6 protein-coding genes are annotated in these 6,321 nt (G+C 55.7%); 4 read left to right on the forward strand and 2 right to left on the reverse strand.

The features are described 5' to 3' along the window. The 4 genes from rbsC to rbsR all read left to right on the forward strand — a co-directional run bounded on the left by rbsC (position 1) and on the right by rbsR (position 3,918). Positions 1-966, forward strand: a complete 966-nt coding sequence (rbsC, locus tag INF73_RS18655) for a ribose ABC transporter permease (RefSeq protein WP_006808742.1) — start codon at positions 1-3, stop codon at positions 964-966. A gap of 27 nt (positions 967-993) precedes the next feature. Then, entirely contained in the window at positions 994-1,884 is an 891-nt protein-coding gene (gene rbsB, locus INF73_RS18660; protein WP_010426610.1) for a ribose ABC transporter substrate-binding protein RbsB, read from the forward strand. A 108-nt stretch (positions 1,885-1,992) separates the two neighbouring features. Continuing rightward, the gene (rbsK, locus tag INF73_RS18665) at positions 1,993-2,922 is read left to right on the forward strand and encodes a ribokinase (protein ID WP_193542864.1); all 930 of its coding nucleotides are present in this window, start codon (positions 1,993-1,995) and stop codon (positions 2,920-2,922) included. Positions 2,923-2,925: 3 nt separating this feature from the next. Then, positions 2,926-3,918, forward strand: coding sequence for a ribose operon transcriptional repressor RbsR (rbsR, locus tag INF73_RS18670; RefSeq protein ID WP_028014905.1), 993 nt, complete (start codon positions 2,926-2,928; stop codon positions 3,916-3,918). Here rbsR and mdtD read toward each other — a convergent pair. Next, positions 3,884-5,317 carry a multidrug transporter subunit MdtD gene (gene mdtD / locus INF73_RS18675; RefSeq protein WP_193542866.1) on the reverse strand — a complete coding sequence of 478 codons (1,434 nt, stop codon included), beginning with the start codon at positions 5,315-5,317 and terminating at the stop codon, positions 3,884-3,886. The genes rbsR and mdtD overlap by 35 nt on opposite strands. Continuing rightward, a complete protein-coding gene (locus INF73_RS18680; RefSeq protein ID WP_126300721.1) occupies positions 5,314-6,021 on the reverse strand; it encodes a FadR/GntR family transcriptional regulator in 708 nt (235 codons plus the stop codon). Before INF73_RS18680 ends, mdtD begins: the two co-directional genes overlap by 4 nt. Positions 6,022-6,321: the final 300 nt, after the last annotated feature.

Below are 6,321 nucleotides of genomic sequence, written 5' to 3' on the forward strand. Positions count from 1 at the left end.
ATGACTACCCAGGCTGTTTCTGGTCGCCGCTATTTCACAAAGGCATGGCTGATGGAACAAAAATCGCTGATTGCCCTGCTGGTGCTGATCGCGATTGTCTCGACCATGAGCCCGAATTTCTTCACCGTGAATAACCTGTTCAACATTCTGCAGCAGACGTCGGTGAACGCCATTATGGCGGTCGGCATGACGCTGGTGATTTTGACCTCGGGTATCGATCTGTCCGTCGGTTCCCTGCTGGCGCTCACCGGTGCGATCGCCGCTTCAATTGTGGGAATTGAGGTCAACGCGCTGGTGGCCGTTGCGGCTGCACTGGCGGCTGGCGCGGCGATTGGTGCCGTTACCGGTGTGATTGTGGCAAAAGGCCGCGTTCAGGCGTTTATCGCCACGCTGGTGATGATGCTGCTGCTGCGCGGTGTGACCATGGTTTACACCAACGGTAGCCCGGTGAATACCGGGTTTACGGATAACGCGGATCTGTTTGGCTGGTTCGGTATCGGTCGCCCGCTGGGTGTCCCGACCCCGGTCTGGATCATGGCTATCGTCTTCCTGGCGGCGTGGTACATGCTGCACCATACCCGTCTGGGCCGTTATATCTATGCGCTGGGCGGTAACGAAGCGGCGACGCGCCTGTCCGGCATCAGCGTTAATAAAGTCAAAATTATCGTGTACTCCCTGTGCGGCCTGCTGGCGTCACTGGCGGGCATCATCGAAGTGGCGCGCCTCTCTTCCGCGCAGCCGACGGCGGGGACGGGGTACGAGCTGGATGCTATTGCGGCAGTGGTTCTGGGCGGTACGAGCCTTGCGGGCGGTAAAGGTCGCATTGTTGGGACATTGATCGGCGCACTGATTCTCGGTTTCCTGAATAATGGTTTGAATTTGTTAGGTGTTTCCTCCTATTACCAGATGATCGTTAAGGCAGTGGTGATTTTGCTGGCGGTACTGGTAGACAACAAAAAACAGTAACTGACGACACTACAGGACATCTTAGATATGAACATGAAAAAACTGGCTACCCTGGTTTCCGCTGTCGCGCTGAGCGCAACCGTAAGTGCTAACGCCATGGCGAAAGACACCATCGCGCTGGTTGTCTCTACCCTGAACAACCCGTTCTTCGTCTCCCTGAAGGACGGTGCGCAGAAAGAAGCGGACAAACTGGGCTACAACCTGGTGGTGCTGGATTCACAGAACAACCCGGCGAAAGAGCTGGCTAACGTTCAGGACTTAACCGTTCGTGGCACCAAAATTCTGCTGATCAACCCAACCGATTCTGATGCCGTAGGTAACGCCGTGAAGATGGCAAACCAGGCGAAAATTCCGGTGATCACTCTGGACCGTCAGGCAACGAAAGGCGAAGTTGTGAGCCACATTGCGTCTGATAACGTGCTGGGCGGTAAAATTGCTGGTGACTACATCGCGAAGAAAGCCGGTGAAGGCGCGAAAGTGATCGAACTGCAGGGCATTGCCGGGACTTCCGCGGCCCGTGAACGTGGTGAAGGCTTCCAGCAGGCCGTGGCTGCACATAAATTCAACGTGCTGGCCAGCCAGCCGGCAGACTTCGACCGTACTAAGGGTCTGAACGTCATGCAGAACCTGCTGACCGCGCATCCAGATGTGCAGGCGGTATTCGCGCAGAACGACGAAATGGCGCTGGGTGCGCTGCGTGCGCTCCAGACTGCGGGTAAATCAGATGTGATGGTTGTCGGATTTGACGGCACGCCGGATGGTGAAAAAGCAGTAAATGATGGCAAACTGGCTGCGACCATCGCTCAGCTGCCTGAGCAGATTGGCGCCACTGGCGTTGAAACTGCCGACAAGGTGCTGAAGGGCGAAAAAGTTCAGGCCAAATACCCTGTTGACCTGAAGCTGGTCATTAAGCAGTAAAGGCGATTCAGGCAGTCGCTGGCTGCCTGAGGGACACCAAATAAAAGAAAAGTGTGGCATACGCCACCGGGTAATACCGGTGGCGCTCTCAGATGGACACCTCAATACATGAAAACCGCAGGCAACCTCGTCGTCCTTGGCAGTATCAATGCCGATCACATTCTTAACCTTGAAACATTCCCCACCCCGGGCGAAACCGTCACCGGCAATCAGTATCAGGTCGCATTCGGCGGTAAGGGTGCAAACCAGGCAGTTGCCGCCGGGCGCAGCGGGGCGAATATCGCGTTTATCGCCTGTACGGGTGATGACGATACCGGCGAGCGCGTACGTAAACAGCTGGCAAGCGACAACATCGATATCGCACCGGTCAGCGTTGTCGCGGGAGAGTCTACCGGCGTGGCGCTGATTTTCGTTAACGCTGAAGGTGAGAATGTCATCGGTATTCATGCTGGCGCTAACGCAGCGCTAACAACGGAGCGCGTAGAAGCGCAACGTGCAATCATTGGCGGGGCCGAGGCCCTGCTGATGCAGCTGGAGTCCCCGGTTGAAAGCGTGCTGGCCGCCGCGAAAATTGCGCATGAAAATCATACCACTGTCGTACTTAACCCTGCGCCTGCCCGTGTATTATCAGATGAACTGCTGGCGCTGGTGGACATCATTACGCCGAACGAAACCGAAGCGGAAAAGCTGACGGGCATTCGCGTTGAAAATGACAATGATGCCGCGCGTGCGGCAAAAGTGCTGCATGCAAAAGGCATCGGGACCGTTATCATTACTCTTGGTAGCCGCGGGGTGTGGGCTAGCGTCAATGGCGAAGGCCGTCGCGTGCCGGGCTTTAAGGTCAAAGCCATCGATACCATCGCCGCTGGAGACACCTTCAACGGTGCGCTGGTGACGGCATTGCTGGAAGGAAAAGCGATGGATGACGCGATCCGCTTTGCGCATGCCGCCGCCGCGATTGCGGTGACGCGCAAAGGCGCACAGCCTTCCGTTCCGTGGCGTAAAGAGATCGATGAATTCTTAAGTCAGCAGGGGTAACGCTTGGCTACGATGAAAGATGTCGCCCGCATGGCGGGCGTTTCTACTTCGACCGTCTCTCACGTTATTAATAACGACCGCTTCGTCAGCGAGGCGATTCGGGAGAAAGTCGAAGCCGCAGTAAAAGACCTCAACTATGCGCCGTCGGCGCTGGCGCGCAGTCTGAAGCTTAACCAGACGCGCACCATCGGCATGCTGATCACGGCCAGTACCAATCCTTTCTATTCTGAACTTGTTCGTGGCGTAGAGCGCAGCTGCTTCGAGCGTGGCTACAGTCTGGTGCTGTGCAATACTGAAGGCGACGAGCAGCGCATGAACCGCAACCTGGAAACGCTGATGCAAAAACGCGTCGACGGGCTGCTGCTGCTCTGTACCGAAACGCATCAACCTTCAAAAGAGATCATTCAGCGCTATCCTTCTATTCCCACGGTAATGATGGACTGGGCGCCGTTCGACGGGACCAGCGATCTGATTCAGGATAACTCGCTGCTGGGCGGCGATATGGCGACGCAGCACCTGATTGATAAAGGCCATACCCGCATTGCCTGCATTACCGGCCCGCTGGATAAAACCCCGGCGCGCTTGCGCCTGGAAGGCTATCTTTCGGCAATGGAGCGGGCAGGGCTTGCCATTCCTGATGGCTATCGCATCACCGGCGATTTCGAGTTTAACGGCGGTTTCGAGGCAATGCAGACGCTGCTGGCGCAAGAGCCTCGCCCGCAGGCGGTGTTTATCGGCAACGATGCGATGGCGTTTGGTGCCTATCAGGCGCTGTATCAGGCGGGATTGCGCGTTCCGGATGATATGGCGATCGTCGGTTACGATGATATCGAACTGGCGCGCTACATGACGCCGCCGCTGACCACGATCCATCAGCCGAAGGATGAACTGGGTGAGCTGGCCATCGACGTGTTGATCCACCGTATGGCGCAGCCCACGCTGCAACAGCAACGCTTGCAGCTTACTCCTGTTCTGATGGAACGCGGTTCGGTTTAGCTTTATCTTTGTGACGCTCTTTAATCAGGTTCCGGCCATCTTTCGGTTTTAACAACATAAAGACCAGCGCCGACACCACGGTAAGCGCGCCCATGGTGATAAAGGTATAGTGGAACTGCTCAACGGTATTCGTGCCGTCAAACCCTTCATAAAACCGCAGCACCGCCGCGCTCACGGCTACCCCGAGGCTGATCGACAGCTGTTGGGTCACCGCCAGTACGCTGTTGCCGCTGCTCGCGTTCTCGTCGGTCAGGTCCGCAAGGGTGATGGTATTCATCGACGTGAACTGCGTTGACATCGCCATTCCCAGCACAAACAGCGGCAGGATCAACATCCAAACCGGTAACGCCGCGGATTGCAGCGAGAACTGCGCAATTATCAGACCGATAAAGACCGTCACGCCAACCAGCGTTTTACGATAGCCAAACCAGCGCAGTACCTGCGTGACCGTTGATTTCGCCAGAATGGAACCCATTGCCGTGGGCGCCATCATGCAGCCGGCAATCAGCGCCGGGTAGCCGAACCCCACCTGCAGCATCAATGGCATCAGGAACGGTACGCAGCCCGTGCCCAGACGTGAGGCAATATTGCCCGCGATCCCGACGGAAAAGGTTCGGGTGTTAAAGAGAGATAAAGAGATAAGCGGTGTCGGGTGACGACGCGCATGGCGTATATAAAGAAGGAACAGCAGAATACCACTGAGGATGACGGCGAGCGCCAGCCACGTTTCAACGAGCTTCTCGCCAATGAGCTCCATGCCACTGGAGAACAGCACCAGGCTCAGTCCAAACAAGAAAAAGCCGCCCATATCGAAGCTGCGCCTTGGCGTGGTGAAGTTCGGCATATATTTGCGGGCATAGATCAGCCCTGCCACGCCAATCGGAATATTAATCAGGAAAATCCAGTGCCAGCTTGCCCAGGTAACCAGCACACCCCCGAGGACCGGGCCAAGTATTGGGCCGACCAGCCCTGGCATGGTGACAAAGTTGAGTACGGGGAGTAGTTCGCTGCGTGGATAGGCACGCAGCAAAGCGAGGCGCGCCACCGGCATCATCATCGCGCCGCCTATTCCCTGCAGTACGCGAAAGATAACCAGCTCCGTTAATGAAGTGGAGAGCGCGCAGGCCAGTGAACCGAGCGTAAAGAGCGTTACGGCCAGCATGAAAACTCTGCGGGTACCGAAGCGATCGGCCAGCCAGCCACTTACCGGGATCAACATCGCCACCGTGAGGGTGTAGCTGATGATGGCGGACTGCATTGCCAGCGGGGAGCGGTTAAGGCTTTGCGCAATGGCGGGAAGCGCCGTATTGAGGATGGTGGCATCCAGTGCCTGCATAAAGAACGCCATGGCTGCAATCCACGGCAATCCGGCCATGCTGCGCGCTTTTTTCTCTGTCATTTATTTACCTGCTGGTGGGTTGGTGCGGTCAGCAATGCCTGACATGCAGTCAGGGCTCGCTGCCCGTCGCTCTCCTGAATGGCATCTACTATCGCCTGATGCAAATCCAGCTTTACCACTTCGTCTTGTGTAATAGAGGTAAAGTAGGTGTGGTACACCGAATGGAATAACGAAGCAAAGGAAGTGAGGAACGGATTGGCGCTCATCATATAGATATGTTCATGCCAGGCCATATCGACCTCAATCCATCGTTCCCGGTTGAAGTGTTTTTTCAGGAACACCATCTCTTCCATGAGTGCGTTAAGCTGCGCTTTCTGCTCTGCTGACCCGAGCGTGGCGGCAAGCAGGCATGCCTGAGGTTCAAGACTGCTGCGCATTACCAGAAAGTGATCGACGACCTGATGGAAGTTGTCTTCGGTCATCCACCAGGAGAGCAGCTCCTGATCGAGAAAATTCCAGTTATTCTGTGGCATCACGCGCGTGCCAATACGAGGGCGTGGAAGCACCATACCTTTTGCCGTCAGGGTTTTCACCGCCTCGCGAACCGCGGTACGGCTTACTCCAAACTGCTCACCCAGCTCCAATTCGCCCGGCAGGATGCTCCCCGGGGCATATTTACCCGCTAAAATCCGCTGCGCCAGCTTTTCTGCCAGCACATAGGACAGATTTTTTTGGGCGGCCAGCTGTTGTGCGCTTAATGGCATCGCTTTTATTCCTTAATGTTTCATGCTGTTAATTATGCCACCTCGAATGTGATTGTGGTTGCAGATACATCAAATAGAACAATTTGTAGCTTGATATCACCTCTGTTGGTGAAAAAAAACACGGTCAGAAACTTTTTTTGAATTTCCTCTTGTCACTTAAGAATAACGCCCTATAATGCGCCTCCACTGACACGGAACAACGGCACGCACGCCGCCGGGTCAGCAGAGAACAGCGAAAATAAACGCTTGACTCTGAAGCGGGAAAGCGTAATATGCACACCCCGCGCCGCAGCGAAAACG

It is taken from the genome of Enterobacter cloacae complex sp. P6RS (assembly GCF_014982245.1).
Lineage (GTDB): Bacteria > Pseudomonadota > Gammaproteobacteria > Enterobacterales > Enterobacteriaceae > Enterobacter > Enterobacter bugandensis.